The sequence below is a fragment of the Parahaliea maris genome (genome assembly GCF_008064665.1).
GTDB lineage: Bacteria > Pseudomonadota > Gammaproteobacteria > Pseudomonadales > Halieaceae > Parahaliea > Parahaliea maris.
Map to the genome: position 1 here is coordinate 265,198 of NZ_VRZA01000003.1, position 17,075 is coordinate 282,272.

The 17,075-nt window shown below is 62.1% G+C and carries 13 protein-coding genes; 6 read left to right on the plus strand and 7 right to left on the minus strand.

Features of this window, described 5'->3' with window-relative positions:
* The first annotated feature begins 186 nt into the window (after nt 1-186).
* Nucleotides 187-951 (plus strand): CREC-EF hand family protein, encoded by a 765-nt coding sequence (locus tag FV139_RS09595; protein WP_148068219.1) that lies wholly within the window; start codon nt 187-189, stop codon nt 949-951.
* Between the two features lie 16 nt (nt 952-967).
* Here FV139_RS09595 and FV139_RS09600 read toward each other — a convergent pair whose 3' ends face one another.
* From FV139_RS09600 to FV139_RS09610, 3 genes are all read right to left on the minus strand, one after another.
* A complete protein-coding gene (locus FV139_RS09600; protein ID WP_148068220.1) occupies nt 968-3,262 on the minus strand; it encodes a serine/threonine-protein kinase in 2,295 nt (764 codons plus the stop codon).
* A gap of 321 nt (nt 3,263-3,583) precedes the next feature.
* Nucleotides 3,584-4,054, minus strand: coding sequence for a GNAT family N-acetyltransferase (locus FV139_RS09605; RefSeq protein ID WP_235898606.1), 471 nt, complete (start codon nt 4,052-4,054; stop codon nt 3,584-3,586).
* On the minus strand, nt 4,051-4,533 hold the full coding sequence (locus FV139_RS09610; RefSeq protein WP_148068221.1) for an FKBP-type peptidyl-prolyl cis-trans isomerase: 483 nt from the start codon (nt 4,531-4,533) through the stop codon (nt 4,051-4,053). The genes FV139_RS09605 and FV139_RS09610 overlap by 4 nt, the downstream gene beginning before the upstream one ends.
* A gap of 188 nt (nt 4,534-4,721) precedes the next feature.
* On the opposite strand from FV139_RS09610, the gene FV139_RS09615 reads away from it, so the two are divergent.
* Together FV139_RS09615 and parC are read left to right on the plus strand one after the other, a co-directional pair.
* Nucleotides 4,722-5,540, plus strand: coding sequence for a Crp/Fnr family transcriptional regulator (locus FV139_RS09615; RefSeq protein ID WP_148068222.1), 819 nt, complete (start codon nt 4,722-4,724; stop codon nt 5,538-5,540).
* Nucleotides 5,541-5,627: 87 nt separating this feature from the next.
* Nucleotides 5,628-7,883 (plus strand): DNA topoisomerase IV subunit A, encoded by a 2,256-nt coding sequence (gene parC / locus FV139_RS09620; RefSeq protein WP_148068223.1) that lies wholly within the window; start codon nt 5,628-5,630, stop codon nt 7,881-7,883.
* A gap of 557 nt (nt 7,884-8,440) precedes the next feature.
* Here the strand turns inward: parC and FV139_RS09625 are convergent.
* The gene (locus FV139_RS09625; protein ID WP_148068224.1) at nt 8,441-9,772 is read right to left on the minus strand and encodes a hypothetical protein; all 1,332 of its coding nucleotides are present in this window, start codon (nt 9,770-9,772) and stop codon (nt 8,441-8,443) included.
* Between the two features lie 53 nt (nt 9,773-9,825).
* Here FV139_RS09625 and serB point away from each other — a divergent pair, with 53 nt between their 5' ends.
* A complete protein-coding gene (gene serB, locus FV139_RS09630; RefSeq protein WP_328592278.1) occupies nt 9,826-11,040 on the plus strand; it encodes a phosphoserine phosphatase SerB in 1,215 nt (404 codons plus the stop codon).
* A 12-nt stretch (nt 11,041-11,052) separates the two neighbouring features.
* Here serB and FV139_RS09635 read toward each other — a convergent pair whose 3' ends face one another.
* A complete protein-coding gene (locus FV139_RS09635) occupies nt 11,053-12,891 on the minus strand; it encodes a GTPase (RefSeq protein ID WP_148068225.1) in 1,839 nt (612 codons plus the stop codon).
* 163 nt (nt 12,892-13,054) lie between these two features.
* Between FV139_RS09635 and efp the strand changes: the two genes are divergently transcribed.
* Both efp and epmA read left to right on the plus strand, forming a co-directional pair.
* The gene (gene efp / locus FV139_RS09640; protein WP_148068226.1) at nt 13,055-13,624 is read left to right on the plus strand and encodes an elongation factor P; all 570 of its coding nucleotides are present in this window, start codon (nt 13,055-13,057) and stop codon (nt 13,622-13,624) included.
* Nucleotides 13,625-13,629: 5 nt separating this feature from the next.
* Nucleotides 13,630-14,586, plus strand: a complete 957-nt coding sequence (gene epmA / locus FV139_RS09645) for an EF-P lysine aminoacylase EpmA (RefSeq protein ID WP_148068227.1) — start codon at nt 13,630-13,632, stop codon at nt 14,584-14,586.
* A 386-nt stretch (nt 14,587-14,972) separates the two neighbouring features.
* On the opposite strand, the gene FV139_RS09650 is transcribed toward epmA, so the two are convergent.
* Together FV139_RS09650 and nhaC are read right to left on the minus strand one after the other, a co-directional pair.
* The gene (locus FV139_RS09650) at nt 14,973-15,422 is read right to left on the minus strand and encodes an acyl-CoA thioesterase (RefSeq protein ID WP_148068228.1); all 450 of its coding nucleotides are present in this window, start codon (nt 15,420-15,422) and stop codon (nt 14,973-14,975) included.
* Nucleotides 15,419-16,906, minus strand: a complete 1,488-nt coding sequence (gene nhaC / locus FV139_RS09655) for a Na+/H+ antiporter NhaC (RefSeq protein ID WP_235898607.1) — start codon at nt 16,904-16,906, stop codon at nt 15,419-15,421. Before nhaC ends, FV139_RS09650 begins: the two co-directional genes overlap by 4 nt.
* Between the last annotated feature and the right edge of the window lie 169 nt (nt 16,907-17,075).

Here is a 17,075-nt window from a genome sequence, read left to right on the forward strand (position 1 = left end):
GAAAGACAATAATTTTCAGTCCCCTTTCCCTGGACGACCGGTGGTCATCTACCCGCCATTGCTTGTAGCTCCCCTCATTTTTCTATCAATAATGTATTGTGGTATATAACCCTACGTTGCCGGCCGGAAGGCATGCAATCGACAGCGGTAGAACAACACTAATTTCTCCAGGGGAAAATCCATATTATGAAAAAAGCAGTCCTAGCCCTCGCTGTGGCGTGTTCCGGGTTTCTCATGAACCAGGTAGCCCAAGCGCAGGAGGGCATTGATATCGTCCCCTACGCAGAAGTGGGAACTGTGGGGTACCAACTCACGTTTGATGGATCGGTGCCGCTGCCTGACGGCACGTTTATCGAAACGGAAAACTCGTTTAATTTCGATATGCTCGATTTCACCGTCGGCGCTGTGGCGAGCATGGGCAAGTTCTATGCGAATGTGAATTACCGCGGTACCGACGAGGACTCGGACGACCAGATCATTCCGGGCCTGCCGACAATAAAGTGGTCAGGTGATCGGCAGGAATGGAGTGCTGCGTTCGGCTATAACCTTGCAGACCAGATAAATGTGTTTGCGGGATACCGCGATTCTCTAACCGAAGGCAGTTCCATCGCGGCATCGGAATACTCCTTTGAACACGATGGATACTTTCTCGGTGCAAGCTATCGCATACCCATCACCGAGAGCGGGGGACTGACTCTGTCTGTCGGCCACGCCTGGCTGGACTGCGAAATTGAGGAAACTCTTTACGGATTCGAGGTTCCACCGGCGAATGGTGACGGTTCGGGGATCAAGTTCGGTATTAGTTGGCGTGCCGCACTGACCGAAAAGTGGGGATATTCCGTGGGGGTGGAGCGATTTGACTACGACTACGACCTCAGTGGCGAGGGGGTAAGGGTGGACGTGGAGGAGATCGAAACGTCAATCTCGGTCGGCATGTTCTACGTGTTGTAACTGCCGGTGGGGCTGCCTAGAAGCTCGGGTAGTCCCTCGCTTTCTTTTCTTGGGCTCCCTCGGCAAGCGCGTTTTCCATGTCCAGGGCCAGTCGCATGCCTTCTGTGCCGGCAGGGCGGATGCGCTGGAACTCACTGGCAAACGCCGCTGCCGCCTTTACGTCCCCATCTTTCAGAAGTCGTTCGAAATGGCTTCTGCAAGTGCCGACGAGAGACTGCCGTGTCTCGCTTATCTCAACAAGCTCGGGCATCAGTATTTCTGCCTGGTCGAGCTTTGCCAGGGCATCTCTCAGCAACTCTGTTACCACTGGCTGATCGAGATCCACGCTATTGTCATTGAGCAGCAGGTCTGTTGATTCGCGAGCCTGCTCGACGAAACTAAGAGCCCGAGCCTGATTTTGTTGCCGCCGCCTCAACTCGGCCTCGACGCTGGCCAACTCAGGATGGGCGGGTTGAACCTTTTGTAGTACCTTCAAAGCCCTCTCTGCTCGGGGAAGATTTTCTGCGTTCAGCGCCTCACGAGCGAAGGCAAGGGCCCTGTTTCGGCCGGAAAATTGACATTGCTTTGCCGCTTGCGAGCCCGGGGACTCCTTCAGTATCTCCGTACACATTTGCAACAATCTGTCGTTACTTTCGATACTGGAGTCTGCTTCACTCTCCAGTGGGGCTATTTTCCGGAGAATATTTTGCTCGTCTCTTTGGCGGGCCAGTTTGAGTTGCAGTGACGCCAGGTTATCTCGTGCGCTCTGGATGGCGGGGCTTTCATCCACCGCTGCCCAAGCGTTCAGCTCACGTTGAGCCTGTTCCAGTTTGCCCTGATTTAGTAGCGTATTGACCTGTCCCGCAGACATAGCGGATACCCTGGCCAGGTAAGCGTCCACAGTTTGGTCTGGTACTCCCGCTTCAGACATCAGCGCCAGTGTTCCAAAGGCATTGTCTTCGCTCGGAAGATAAAGTTGCTGCCTGGAAAGCTGCTCATTAAACGTATTGACCAGCGCCTCGCGTTGGGAAGCTATCGCAGACTGGGTTTCGAGAGCCTCGCGGAGCGCGTCAAGCCGTTTGCTTTGAGCGCGGGCTAGCGATCCAGAATTGGTGGCGTTGTCCAGATGCTCCTCTGCGCTCACAAGATTCCCACTCGCCATTGCCGCCGCCGCGAGGTCCAGTTCGCTGGTTACCGGGTCAGGGTAAGGCGTCCTCGGCGTGCTGCCGGTATCAGTGGGCGGCTGGACAACGGTTGGTGGGGAATCAGGGTCTTGCTGGCTATTGTAAAGTACCAGGCCTGTGACAGCCGCGGCAGCAATTGCCACGGCGCTGAGGGAAGCCGCTTTTTTGGCAAAGCTGGACTTGCGAGAATCTGGAAGACCGGTTCCTGTAATGGCCCGGGACGGGCGACTGTGGCGTGAGAATCGCTGGCTGCCGGCCGCCGGGCGTTGGGAGTTCCAGGAGTGTCGACTACTAACCTCACCGCCATCGTCCATGCTGAGCAGCACGGTGGTCTGCAATTCGGTTGACAGGTTTTGCCATGTGTCAGCCAGATCGCTGATGAACTCTGTACCTGATTGGTACCGGTCGTTTGCAGACTTGGCCAGGATTTTGTTGACGATTGGCTGGAAAGCCGCCATGTTTTCGGGGAGCGATGGAATCGGTGCGTTAATGTGCTTGATCCCCACTGCGGCAGCACTGTCTGCCCGAAATGGTACCGCCCCGCTCAGTAATTCGAAGAAAATAATGCCGAGGCTGTACAGATCGGAGCGGTAATCGATCTCTTCACCCAGAGCCTGCTCCGGGCTCATGTAGTGCGGGGTTCCCAGGATGGTCCCGGCCTGGGTAACCTGTGTCTCGGTTGCGATGTCCCTGGCGATGCCGAAGTCCACTATCGCGAGGCTGTCATCCTCGCGGAACATGATGTTTCCGGGCTTTATATCCCTGTGGACGATTCCCCTGCTGCCAGCGTAATCGAGGGCATCGGCGATGGCCTCGACGATGCCCAGAATGTCCGGGAGAGGAATGCCGCTTCTCAGGCGCTCTCGCAGGTTGCCCCCTGACAGGTGCTCCATTGCCAGGAAGTAACAACCTTCGACTGAGCCGGTATCGTAAACAGAGACAATATTCGGGTGGGAGAAACTGGCTGAAATTCGTGCCTCACGCAGAAAGCGCTGACCGAAGTATTCGGTCTCTGCCACGTCGCTGAACAGTATTTTGAGCGCTACTTTGCGCCCGAAGCTGGTCTGCTCGGCCAGGAATACGGTGGACATGCCTCCGCGTCCTATCTCCTCCAGGAGGATATAGCCTGGGATATCCAGTGTGCTCATGCCCCGAGTCTGCTGCTTTCCGTTGATTCAGCCGGCGTGGTTGTCATTTTTCGGCTATTCCCTGACTTTCCCTGTAACGGCCGTCATGCCGGTGAATGCCGAATGAAAAAGTACCGTCGAGTCGGTCTACGTTCTGGCGCTCCAGGAAAATAGCGCCTGTTAGCGAAACCGTAAGTTAATAGCAAAAGTGAATAGGTAATCAAGCGCTGATCAGCGGTAACCAGGTTTGTATGGTCACTGGAAGCCTTTTTTCTGACTGAGCTGGCTTTTGCCGGTCAGTGTCAGGTCCATCCCGATGCTGGCTGGTGACGCCGAACGCGCTTAACCGGTGGCCCGGAAGAGCATATGGATGTGCGGGATGCCATCTTCCACGTACTCATCCTCCTCACTGACAAAGCCCAGGCTGGTGTAGAAATCCAGCAGGTAGGCCTGGGCGCCGATACGGATACCACTGCCCGGCCACTGCGCCAGGTTGAAGTCGATACCCCGCCGGACCAGTTCCCGGCCCAGCTTCAGGCCCCGGGCCTGGGGTGATACCACGATGCGACCGATGGCGCTCTGAGTGTAACTGAGCCCGGGGGGCAGGCAGCGCTGGGTGGCCAGCAATTCATCGCCGCGCCAGCACAGCATGTGGAAAGAGGCCTGGTCCAGGCCGTCGAGGTCCTGGTAGGGACAGTCCTGTTCCACCACGAACACGGCCTGGCGCAACTGCAGCGCAGCGTAGAGCGCGTCCAGGCTCAGATCGTCAAACGTCAGGGTTTGCCAGTGCAACTGGGCGGCCGTGCCACTCAATGGTGATGGCCTCCGACACCGTGGGCGTGGCCGTGATCGATTTCTTCCTGGCTGGCAGCGCGGACTTCTACAATGTCGACCTCGAAGGTCAGGGCCATGCCGGCCAGCGGGTGATTGGTGTCCACCGTGGCGGAGTGACGGCCCACCTTGGTGACAGTGACCGGATGCCGGCCCTGGCTGGTGTTGAGCTGGGCGATCATGCCCGGGCGCAGCCGGCCTTCAAAGATCAGGTGCTTTACCGGCACCTTCTGTACCGCTTCCTCGCGGCGCTCGCCGTAGGCATCGGCGGGGGCGAGGGTGACCTCGACATGGTCGCCGGCGCTCTTGCCCTCCAGGGCGCTTTCCAGCCCGGGAATGATATTGCCGGCGCCGTGCAGGTAGGCGCTGGGGTCGGCGTCGCGGGAGCTTTCGAGTTCCTCGCCCTGCTCGTTGCGCAGGGTGTAGTGGAAGGTGGCCACGGTGTGCTGGCTGATATTCACGGGGTTTCTCCTGAAAAAGTCGCGCGATTCTATCATGAGCGCCGGTGTTGACGGCGATTCCGTGTTCCCCCGGGAGGGCTCTTGCTACTATACTGCCCAGCGTTGCCGCCGCGGAATCTGGCGGGCGGCGAGACGATGTTGTGGGACGCAGGGAGCCGCCAGAGCTCCTGGTACAACAAGGGCGAAAAATGTTAGCGAACGCGGAGCTCGCACAGGATTTCAACCGACTCAACCAACAGCACAAGGAGTTGGTGTCGGCGTTATTGGATTTGGTCAACATCCCCCCGGTGCGGGTGGAGGTTGAGGCGACCCCGGAGGGCAATTTCAGGGGCTTTGATGGTGGCAAGTTCTACCTGGTGGACAGCGGTTCCATCAGTGCCCGCTATCGCGGCCGCACAGTGTACTTCCTCGAGGAGGGGGACATGCTGCTGCCCGATATTGCCGGCCTTGGTAATCGTGATATCGCTGTTTTCTACGGCAGCGAGGCGGGCGCCAGTCTGTACAGCTATCCGGCCCTGGAGTTTATGCAGCGGGTCTTTTCCGACCCGGCGGCGATCAAACTCTGGACCCGCTTGCTGATCACCTATGCCGGCATGATGCTGCGACTCACCGCGGCGCGGACCCACGAAGACAGTCAGGCTACGCCGGGCTTTGAAATGTTCGAGGCGGGCGAAATCATTATCCGCCAGGGCGAGCGCGCCGATTACGTATTCAACCTGTCTTCCGGCAGTGCCGAGGTGCTGGTGGACGACGTGATCGTCGGGCGCATTGGCGAGGGCGAGATTTTTGGCGCAATGGCGGCCCTCACCCACGCCGATCGCAGCGCCACCGTGCGGGCGGAAACACCCTGCGCCGTGGTGAAAGTACCGAAGGAACAGTTCACTGACCTGATCAAGAGCAACCCTGCCACCATCCACAGCCTGCTGATCGACATGGCCAACTCCATCGTCAACCTCAATGAGCAACTGGTGGGCCTGCGCAGCAACACTCGCAAACCGCAAATCTAGGCCGGTCGGCCCGCGGCAGCGGGTCGACGGTCACAGCCGCCGATATGGCGGCCAGCTACCGATGACCGAATACAGGACGACTTTCCCATGTCCGACATAGTGGAAATGGATAACGAAGGCACCGAACAGGTGTCACTGAAGCAATATACTGAGAAGGCCTACCTGGATTACTCCATGTACGTGATTCTCGACCGGGCCCTGCCGCATATCGGCGACGGCCTGAAGCCTGTGCAGCGGCGCATCGTCTACGCCATGAGCGAGCTGGGCCTGAAGGCCACGGCCAAGTTCAAGAAGTCGGCCCGTACCGTGGGCGATGTGATCGGCAAGTTCCACCCCCACGGTGACAGCGCGGCCTACGAGGCCATGGTGCTGATGGCCCAGAACTTCAGCTATCGCTACCCGCTGGTGGATGGCCAGGGCAACTGGGGTTCACCGGATGATCCCAAGTCTTTCGCCGCCATGCGCTACACCGAATCGCGCCTGACCCCCTACGCCGAGGTCCTGCTCGGCGAACTGGGCCAGGGCACTGTGGACTGGGTGCCCAACTTCGACGGCACCATGGACGAGCCTTCCGTGCTGCCCGCCCAGGTACCCAACGTGCTGCTCAATGGCATCACCGGCATCGCCGTGGGCATGGCCACCGACGTGCCGCCCCACAACCTGCGGGAGGTGGTGAACGCCGCAGTGCACCTGCTGGAATCACCCAAAGCAACTGTCGCCGAGCTCTGTGAATACGTGCAGGGGCCGGACTACCCCACCGAGGCGGAGATCGTCACCCCACGCGAGGAGATCCTCGCCATGTACGAGACCGGTCGCGGCGGGATGCGTATGCGCGCCGTGTGGGAGAGGGATGGCGGTGACATTGTGGTCAACGCGCTGCCCTACCAGGTCTCCGGTTCCAAAGTGCTGGAGCAGATCGCCCAGCAGATGCAGGCCAGGAAGCTGCCGATGGTGGCCGACCTCAGGGACGAGTCAGACCACGAAAACCCGACCCGGCTGGTGATCGTGCCGCGCTCCAACCGGGTGGACGTAGAGGCGCTGATGAGCCACCTCTTCGCCACCACCGACCTCGAGAGAACCTATCGGGTCAATCTCAACCTGATCGGTATCGACGGCCGCCCGGCGGTGAAGGCGCTCAACGTCATCCTCAAGGAGTGGCTCAGCTTCCGTACCACCACCGTGCGCCGGCGTCTCGAATACCGCCTGGAGAAGGTGCTCAAGCGCCTGCACATCCTGGAAGGTTACCTCGTTGCCTACCTCAACATCGACGAGGTGATTCATATCATCCGCACCGAGGACAAACCCAAGCAGGCGCTGATGGAGCGCTTCGGGATTACCGACGTGCAGGCGGAAGCCATCCTCGAATTGAAACTGCGCAACCTGGCCAAGCTCGAGGAAATGAAGATTCGCGGCGAACAGGACGAGTTGAACGCCGAACGGGAAAAACTCGAGCTGACCCTCGGCTCGGAAGCGCGCCTGAAGACCCTGATCAAGAAGGAACTCATCGCCGCCGCCGAGCAGTACGGCGACGACCGCCGCTCGCCCCTGGCCGAACGCGAAGAGGCGCGCGCTTTCTCCGCCCTGGAACTGATGAGCGCCGACCCCATTACGGTGGTGATTTCCGACAAGGGTTGGATCCGGGCCGCCAAGGGCCACGACATCGACCCCTCCAGCCTCAGCTACAAGTCCGGCGACGCCTTCAAGCTGGCGGTGCGCGGACGCAGTAACCAGCCGGTGGTCATGCTCGACTCCACCGGCCGCTCCTACACCCTCGCGTCCCACAACCTGCCCTCGGCCCGGGGCCAGGGCGAGCCGGTGACCGGCCGCATCAACCCTCCCTCGGGGGCGACTTTCGAGGGCATGATGATGGGCACCGAGGACCAGCTCTGTCTGCTGGCCTCCGATGCGGGCTACGGTTTTGTCGCCAAACTCGCCGACCTGCAATCGAAGAACCGGGCCGGCAAGGCAGCCCTGAGCCTGCCCAAAGGCGGCAAGGTGATGCAGCCGGCGACCATTGCCGGCACTGGTGAGGGCGACTATGTGGCGGCGGTCACCACGGAGGGGCGCCTGCTGGTGTTCCCCCTGGCAGAGCTGCCGCAGATGGCCCGGGGTAAGGGCAACAAGATCATCGGCATCCCCAGCGCGCGGGTTCAGGCGCGGGAGGAGTACATGGTCTCGGTGCAGGTGCTCACGCAGCAACAGGCTCTGGTGGTCTACGCAGGCAAGCGCCACTTGAAGCTGAAGTTCTCTGAGCTTGAGCACTATATCGGTGAGCGCGGGCGGCGGGGGAACAAGCTGCCGCGGGGGTTCCAGAAGGTGGATAGCATGGTGGTGGAGGGTTAGGCCCTCCTCATCTAGTTCGCCGGCCCGATGCCTGAGATCGACAGTTGTATGGAGCACTGCTCTTGGATAGTGGCGGCCTGGCTGCCGGAGGCGTAATTGCGGACACGCTGTGGATACATCCATGTACGCTTCTATTCGACATCCATGTCTCATAGAGTCCGCAATTACGCCTCCGACATCCACGCCTTCATCTGACCTGAGGTACGTTAAACAGCTTTAGGCAGTCTGGGCCTTCTTACGAAGCTCATCACTCGAAGTGAAGCCGGCCGCTCGGGAGGTCCGCGAGTGCTTATCCGGCGGGCATGCCTTTGTTCGTAGTACCCACACTGATGGGGTAGGCGCGCTCGGTGCTTCCTTACGAAGTGCGTAGCGTGAACTGAAGCCTCCCGTACGGGAGGGCCTCGTAGCGACCGTCAATGGCCATGGATGGCCATTGCCGAGCGAGCCATGGACGGCGCGGTTTTAGCGTGTCGCGGAGAGGCCCTACCGTGCGGGGGGCGCCCCTGTCAGAGATCAGAGCTCCCGAGGGCAAAGTACCAGATTAACAGCGCGATAGTTCACGGCCCCGCGATCTTCCGCAATATCAACTGCAACTGCCGCTCCAGCAAATCCGCATAGGGCCCCTCGAAACTCTCCAGAATCGAGTAATCACCCAGCTCACTGGGCTGTGCTTCAAGCCGGCCGTTTACCTCCACATCCTCGCAGACCCCGGGTGACAGCATCACCCGCGGCGGCCGGCTGGCGCAGACATTCTGCAGCTCATCCAGCGTGTGCTGCATATACAGGCCCGGATAGATATCCGTCTCGTCGCCCAGGCCGAGCTCGCTGTGGGCTACCGCCATATTCATGCCCAGCGACAGCGACATCTGTTTTTCCACCTCGCGGCTCACCGCCTGTACCAGCCAGGCACAGGAGGCCGCGCGGAAGGCGGCGCTGCCGGCGTTGCCCTGGCCGCTGAACAGGATAGCGAGGCCGAACTGGCGCATGACCTGTATGCGGCCATCGTAAAAGCCGGCGGCGGCATAGACCACCTGGTGCAGGCGGTCCGTGTAGCGGTGCAGGGATTCCTCGTCGAGGGTGTCCACGTATTCAGTGAGACTGGTAAGGTGGATGTAGAGAATGGCGCTGCTGTCGTAGTTTTCGTCGCGGGGGCCGGTGCCCGAGCGGGCGCGCAGGAGGTCCATGGGCAGGGCGTCTATGTCTACGGCCAGGGACTGTACCTCGTTGGGTGGCCGGGGGCCGCCGCGGTTTTCTTCCAGCGCTATCCTGCGGCCCAACTGCAGCAACTGTTTGCCGAGGCGCTGGCCGAGGTGCAAGGTGAGTCCGTAGACCGCGGAGCTGAGGAGGATGGCCAGGCCCAGCAGGCTGAGCAGGAAACGCCAGCGGGCGGCCTGGGCGTTGTCAGTGTTGAGGGTGATCACGACCTCCCCGGCAATATCGGAGGCCACACGGACTGGCGCCCGGTACTGCTGCTGGCTGTTACCGCGGGGGCTGCCGGCCTGGCCCAGGGCTTTGCCTTCGACGTCGTAGATGGCGACCTGGTCGGCGGGGGAGTCGGCTACAAAGCGCTGCAGCGAGGCTGCTACGCTCAGCAGGTCGCCGGTTTCCAGTGCCGTGCCGAGTCGATTGGCGATTTGCCGGGCGAGGGCGTTACCGTGTTCCGCCTGCTGGGACTGCAGCAGGTGCTGACTGGAGGAGGTGGCCAGTAACACCAGCGACAGGCTGACAAACAGGCAACAGCCCGCAGCAACGAGGGCCAGCTGTTGCCCCAGTTTCAGGTTTTGTATCCGGCTGATCACGTCGCCCGCCATCGCTCCCCAAAGCGCGACAGTATAAACCACCCGGGGGCCGCTGCGGCGTTTGGGCCCCGGGTCTGTGTCCGGTTTCACAGCCAGCCCGGCGCGGGTAGAATACCGCGCTCCGCTGCCAACGAGATCACCCCGTGAACCAGATCCTGCTGATGACCCTTTCCGGTCCGGATCGCCCCGGCATCACCACCGCGGTGACCGCCGTCCTGGCCCGGCACAACGGTAATGTGCTGGATATCGGCCAGGCGGTCATTCATTCCACCCTCTCCCTGGGTCTGCTGGTGGAACTGCCACCCGGCTGTGACGCCGCTGACTTGCGCGATGCCCTGCAATCCTTTGCTGATGAGCAGGGGCTGAGCCTGCGCAGTGAGAATGTCGCGCCGGCGGCCTATGGTGAATGGGTGGAAGCCCAGGGTCGGGCACGCTACATCATTACGCTGCTGGCGCGCAAAATCACCGCGGAGCAGGTGAGCCAGGTCAGCGCCGTCTTTGCCGGCCACGGGCTGGGCATCGATGGCATCACGCGCCTGTCCGGTCGCCTGCCGTTGGGCGAACTGCCGCCCCTGAGCAAAGCCTGTGTGGAGTTCTCGGTGCGCGGTCCGCTGGCCGATCCGGAAGCTTTCCGCAGCGATCTGCTGGAGCTGGCCGCCAGCCTCGATGTCGACCTGGCCCTGCAGCAGGACAATATGTTCCGCCGCAACCGGCGCCTGGTGGCCTTCGATATGGATTCCACCCTGATCGAGGCCGAGGTCATCGATGAACTGGCCCTGGAAGCGGGCGTCGGGGAGCAGGTGGCTGAGATCACCGAACGCGCGATGCGCGGAGAGCTCGACTTCAGCGAAAGTTTCCGCGCCCGGGTCGCCCTGTTGCAGGGCCTGCCGGAAGAGGCCCTGGAGCGTATTTCAGCCCGCCTCCGGATCACCGAGGGCGCGGAGCACCTGATCAGCACCCTGCGTCGCCTGGGTTACCGTACCGCCATCCTCTCCGGGGGCTTTACCTACTTTGCCCACCAGCTCCAGCAACGGCTGGGTATCGATTACGTCTACGCCAATGACCTGGATATCGTCGACGGCCGGGTGACCGGCAAAGTGACGGGAAACATTGTGGACGGTCGCCGCAAGGCCGAGTTGTTACGGGAGATAGCGGCCCGCGAGGGTATCGATCTGCAGCAGGTGATTGCGGTGGGAGACGGCGCCAACGACCTGCCCATGTTGAGTGTCGCCGGTCTGGGTGTCGCCTTCCGCGCCAAACCCCTGGTCAAACAGCGCGCCGAACAGTCCATTTCCACCCTGGGCCTGGACGCCATCCTCTATCTGCTGGGCATCTCCGACCGCTATCAGCAGCACTGACTGGGGGTGCGCTCAGATCTGTGACCACAGGGAGTCGAAGCTCGAGCGAGGCAGGGATACCTCCTCGGCGACGGCGCTGCTGCTCTTTTCCAGTTCCCGGATGTAGCGGAAATCGAACTGGCTGTAACTGCTGCTCGCACTAACCTGGCGCAGCAACTGAATCAGGAATTCCTCGCCGTCGCCCAGGAGTACCACCCGCTGGCGCTCGCGGAACCCGGTGCGGGGGGTGAGCAGGGTATGAGGTTTGCCGACCAGCGGGATCTCCGGTAGCAGAAGGACGCGTATCGGCCGGCTGAGTGCCCCGCCGTGCCCCACTACCCGCGTGCCGTAAGGCATGGCCCTCGGGCTCAGCAGTTCCAGCCCGATCAGGGTGCTGGCTTGTTCCAGTGCGCTGATCCAGCGCACCGTGGCAATCACCCAGTCCTCGTGCCCAGGTTCCCGGACGCAGAGTATGTCGCCGGAGCGGAGGGTCACCGGTGTCGGGTCGTTCCAGGCCAGGCAGTAGCCGCCGGGGCTGGCGTTGACCACGGTCGCCTGATAGATGGTGAAGCGCTCCTGTCCGCGTGCTTCATCGGGGGGTGGCTGCTCCTCGATACGCGCCAGGGTTAGCGGGTCAACCTGCACCGAATGGCTGCTGTCGGCGCTGCTGTGACTGCCCGCATCGGCTTCGCCGCGGTGGATGTCATCGGTTTCCGATTCTTCCCAGAGATCGCTCCCGCGGGAACGCACGCCAAAGGGGTTGTCTTCGGCATCCGCCAGTGCCAGGTGCGCTGGGAGGAACTCACGGAAGGTGCGTCCACCGGCGCAGTGGTAGTGAGCACTGCTCAGTCCCACCGCGACCTCGAGGGTTTCGGCGCTGCCCGACCGGCGGCTGAAATTGCGCTGGCCGGGAGCGGACAGGGCGGCGATAAGGTGATCGACTATGGACGGCGGCAGGCCGAGCTCCCGCTGCAGATTACCGCTCCCGCGCTGGTTGCGTTCCTGCTGCTTCAGTTGCTGGAGGTGGGCCATCAGGCCGCCAGTGTCGATATAGCGCAGGTCACTACCGCGCTGCGTTCCGGTGTTGTAGCTCGGTGGTTGGTCGCTGCGCAGGTCGATCACAAACTGGTTGTTGGCGCCGCTGCCAACGCCCTGTAGCTGCAACATGGCGCCCCAGCGTTCCTGCAGCGCGCGATACAGGCCGGCGAGGTCTGTCTGGCGCAACTGGTTGGGCTTGCAACAGCCCAGTACGGCGACCTGCAGGTAGGCGTCAGTGAGGGTCAGTTCGCGGCCGTGCTGGTCGCGAATGGGTAGCCGCGCCAGTTGCTGGCGTTCGCCCAGCGCATACAGTTGGTGCAGGGTCAACCAGCTCTGGGCTTCCAGGGGCTGGTAGAGCTGAAACACCTGCAGCATGCGACGGCCAGTGAGCTCGATCGCCCGCTGCAGGGCCTCGCAGGCCAGGCGGGCAGGGTTGACCCGGTGCTCGTCGGAGGAGCGTTGAATGGCGTGAATCGCCACCAGGGTGTAACCGGTACTGAACAGGCTGAGCAGGCTCTCGGCCAGTTCCGCCAGTTGGCGGGCGTCCTCGGGAAGCACCAGGGGCTGGTTCAGGAAGCGCCGCGACAACTGCTGCAGGGCGCTGTTGAGGGAGGGCGAGAGGGCCTCGAGTATCTCGTGGCGCTGGACCGGAGGCATTTCGACCCGGTTCAGGTCGCGGGCCGCTTCCCGCAATTGCCCTACCGTGCCGCGCAAGTCGCTGGCGGGCAGCGCTTTCGCCCACTCTCGGGCGGCATCGGCATTGAGGGCAAACGTCCTGAATTGCTCCAGATCCTGGCGCGGTATGCGCAGCTTGATGGGAGTACTCTCACTCATGGATGGCCGCGGACTCTGTGAACCGTTCTGGGTAAAGAGTAGCCTATCTGGCAACCCTACCGCCATAGCCACGGTTGGCCGGCCTGGGTGTACCCGACGCTGCCAATACGCGCCCGTGTGCGGTATGATTGGCGCCCATTTTTTCAGCAACTCTCACACAGTCATGGCTAACTACTCCACCAACGAATTCCGTTCCGGCCTCAAAGTAATGCTGGACGGTGACCCCTGTTCCATCCTCGAGAACGAGTTCGTCAAACCCGGCAAGGGCCAGGCCTTCAATCGGGTGCGCCTGCGCAACCTGAATACCGGCCGCGTCTGGGAGCGCACCTTCAAGTCCGGCGAAAGCCTGGAAGGCGCCGACGTGATGGACCGCACCATGGAATACCTCTACAACGACGGTGAGTTCTACCACTTCATGGAGCCCGACACCTACGAACAGCACCAGGCTGATGCCAAGGCTGTGGGTGAAGCCCACCTGTGGCTGAAGGAGCAAGACGAGTGCGTGGTGACCCTGTACAACGGCACCCCGCTGTCCGTCACCCCGCCCAACTTCGTGGAACTGGAAATTGTCGAGACCGACCCCGGCCTCAAGGGCGACACCGCCCAGGGCGGCAGCAAGCCGGCCACCCTGACCACTGGCGCAGTCGTCAAAGTGCCGCTGTTCATCACCACCGGCGAGGTGGTCCGCGTCGACACCCGCACCGGCGAATACCAGAACCGGGTCAGCAAGTAAGCCCTGTGTCCTGGCAACCTGGCGCGGGCCTCGAGCAACTCAGGGCCCGCGCCGGGCTGCTGGCCACCCTGCGCCGCTTTTTCGACGAGCGCGGCGTTCTCGAAGTCGAAACTCCGCTGCTGTGTAGCGCCGGTATCACGGATCCTGCCATCGAGCCCCTGATCGTTGCGGGCGGTCAGTCTGTAGCCGGCCAACCGCGCTACCTGCAAACTTCCCCGGAATACGCCATGAAACGGCTGCTGGCGGCGGGTTCCGGCCCGATCTACCAGATTGCCCGGGCCTTCCGCGACGGCGAGGCCGGCTCCCGCCACAACCCGGAATTCAGCCTGCTGGAATGGTATCGGCCGGGCTTCGATCACCACGCCCTGATGGCCGAAGTCGCCGACCTGGTGTGCGCCTGCCTCGGCCCGCGCGACTGGAAGGCCCTCAGCTACCGCCAACTGTTTCTCGACAGCATCGGCATCGACCCCTTTCTGCAGCCGGTGGAGGAACTGGAATCCCGGGCCCGGGCCAGGCACGACCTGGGCAACCTTTCCGGGGACCGCGACCTGTGGCTCGACCTGCTGTTGACCCACGAGGTGGAGCCCTGGCTGGCCGGACAGGGCCTGTGCTTTGTCTACGACTATCCGGCTTCCCAGGCGGCGCTGTCGAAGATTGTGTCTGTTGATGGCTTCGCAGTGGGGCAGCGTTTCGAGCTCTATATCGATGGGGTCGAGCTGGCCAATGGCTATCACGAGCTCACCGATGCCGGCGAACAGCGGGCCCGGTTTGTCGCCGACAATGAGCGCCGGCTGGCTCTTGGGCAGGAACCGCGGCCGATTGATGAACTGCTATTGGAGGCTCTGGAGGTGGGGATGCCGGAGTGCAGCGGGGTGGCGCTGGGGGTGGATCGGTTGTTGATGCTGGCCACCGGGGAGCGGGATATCCGGCGGGTTTTGGCGTTTGATTGGTCGCGGAGTTAGGCTTCCCATGTTTTATAAGCTCTTCGTAGGTAGTCCGGCGTTGGCTGCGGGCCGACCTCGTCGGACACGCTGTGAATACGTCCATGTACGCTTCTATTCGGCATCCATGCCTCATAGAGTCCGCCGAGGCCGGCCCACACCCAACGCCTCAATGCAGGCGAGAAGTTCGGTTCAGTAACCACCTCCCTATACGTTGTGTATCCATTACGAAGTACCAAAACTTCGAGATTGGAGGGAGTGGATGCGGGGGTGTGCTTTTCCGGACTCTGTGAGACATGGATGTCGAGCAGAAGCGTACATGGACGTACTTGCAGCGTGTCCGGGAAAGCACACCCCCGTAGCCGCGACCGTGGAGTTATGAATTTGTGACCAGTTGCTCGTCCTTGCTATATACCAATCACTGCCGGCCCATACCCCTCAACAAACTCCGCCGGCATCCTGCGCGGCCGCCCCGTACTGATCTCGATACAGGCAAAGCGCATCCCCCCGCGTAGCAAGGTCACCCCATCCGCAGAGCGGATAATCTGGAACCGTCGCTCCATCGTCAGCTTGCGATCCCAGCCCACAATCCAGGTGGCCGTGAGCAGATCCTCCCCCGCCCGGGACGCCTGCAGATAGTCGTATTCCGCGTGGGTGATGGCCATAGCCCGGTCCAGGCGCCGGTAGCAGTCCAGGTCCAGGCCGAGGGACACCGAGTGGCCCCAGGCTGCCTGCTCACACCACTTTACATAGACCGTGTTGTTCGTGTGGTCCAGCCCGTCGATATCCTCCGGGCTGACCCGATGCTCCACCACGAAGGGACCGGGGTGGTCCCATAGTGCCTCCAGTTCGCTCATGCCTCGGTTTCAGCCGCGGCGGGAGCCCCGGTGGCAGGCTCCTCCGCGGGCTTGATCGCGAAATTGAAGAAAGCGTAGATGATGGCGATAACCGGGCACAGCAGGTTGAAGAAGGCGAAGGGTGCGTAGGACATGGTTGCCACACCGAGGGTGGCGGCCATGTAGGCCCCACAAGTGTTCCAGGGAATCAGGGCCGAGGTGAGGGTGGCGGAGTCTTCCAGCGTGCGTGACAGGTTCAGGCGCGACAGGCCATGGCGCTCGTATTCGTCCTTGTACATGCGCCCGGGCAGGGCCACGGCGATGAACTGGTCGGCGGCCAGGATGTTGGCGGCAATACAGGTGCCGACGGTGGTGGCGACAAGGGAAGCCACACTGTTGACGCCCTTGAGGGCCAGGGTCAGCAGGTAGTTGAGGATGCCGGTACGCTCCAGCACGCCGCCAAAGCCGAGGGCGGAAATGATCAGCCACACGGTGTTGAGCATGCTGCTCATGCCGCCCTTGCTCAGTAGTGCGTCGAGGAACTCGTTGCCGCTGTTGGACACATAGCCATTGAACAGGCTGATCCAGACACCCTTGATCAGGAGGAAGCTGCTGCCCAGTTCCCCCGCTTCGCCCGCCAGTCCGCGCACGGTATCGGGCTGGAAGATGAGTGCGAAGACCGCGCCGACCAGGGCGCTGACAATAATGGCCGGGTAGGCCGGAAAGCGCTTGTACACCAGGCCCAGCATCACCAGCAGGGGAAACAGCAGGTGCAGGCCGATATCAAATTCTTGGCGGATGCTGTCCTGCAGGGCGGCAATCTCCTCCGGGGTGGCGGCCTCGGAGCTGCCGATGAGGGCGAAGATCAGCAGGGCGATGGTAAAGCTGGGAACGGTGGTCCACAGCATGTGGCGGATGTGGTCGAACAGGTCGACGCCGGTGGCGGCGGAGGCCAGGTTGGTGGTGTCGGACATGGGCGACAGTTTGTCGCCGAAGTAGGCGCCGGACACGATGGCCCCGGCGGTGATGGCCGGGGACAGGTCGAAGCTGCCGGCAATCCCCATCAGGCCGATGCCGAGGGTGCCGGCAACGGTCCAGGAACTGCCGATGCTGATGGCCACGATGGCGCAGATGGCGGCGCTGGCGGCGTAGAAAATGGACGGATCGAGCACCGCCACGCCGTAGTAGATCATGGCGGGTACTGTGCCGCTGAGTATCCAGGTCCCGATGAGCATGCCCACCGACAGCAGGATCAGGGTGGGTCCCAGGCCGACGCCAATGCCGTCGACGATACCCTGCTGGCACTCACGCCAGCGGATGCCGGTGCGCTGGCCCACCAGGGCCGCGACGCAACTGGCGAGGACCAGGGCAATCTGGTTGGCGCCATAGGACGAGTCGGAACCGAACAGGTAGACCGAGCAGGCCAGCATCGCCACCAGGAAAATGATGGGGGTCAGGGCCAGTGGCAGGGTCAGGCGAGGGTTGGTATGGCTGGTTACGCTCAAGGCTGGAAATTCTCGTTGTGGTTGTTCTGGTGACCGCGAACGGCCCGCCGCGCCGGCAGTCCGAAAGGCTGCAGGATGCCTGAAAAGGCTGCCCGGGTACAGCCGGCCCTGCCGGGTCTGACAGCCCCCTCCCGATCACGTACCATAGCGCTTTCCGCATTTACTCCCG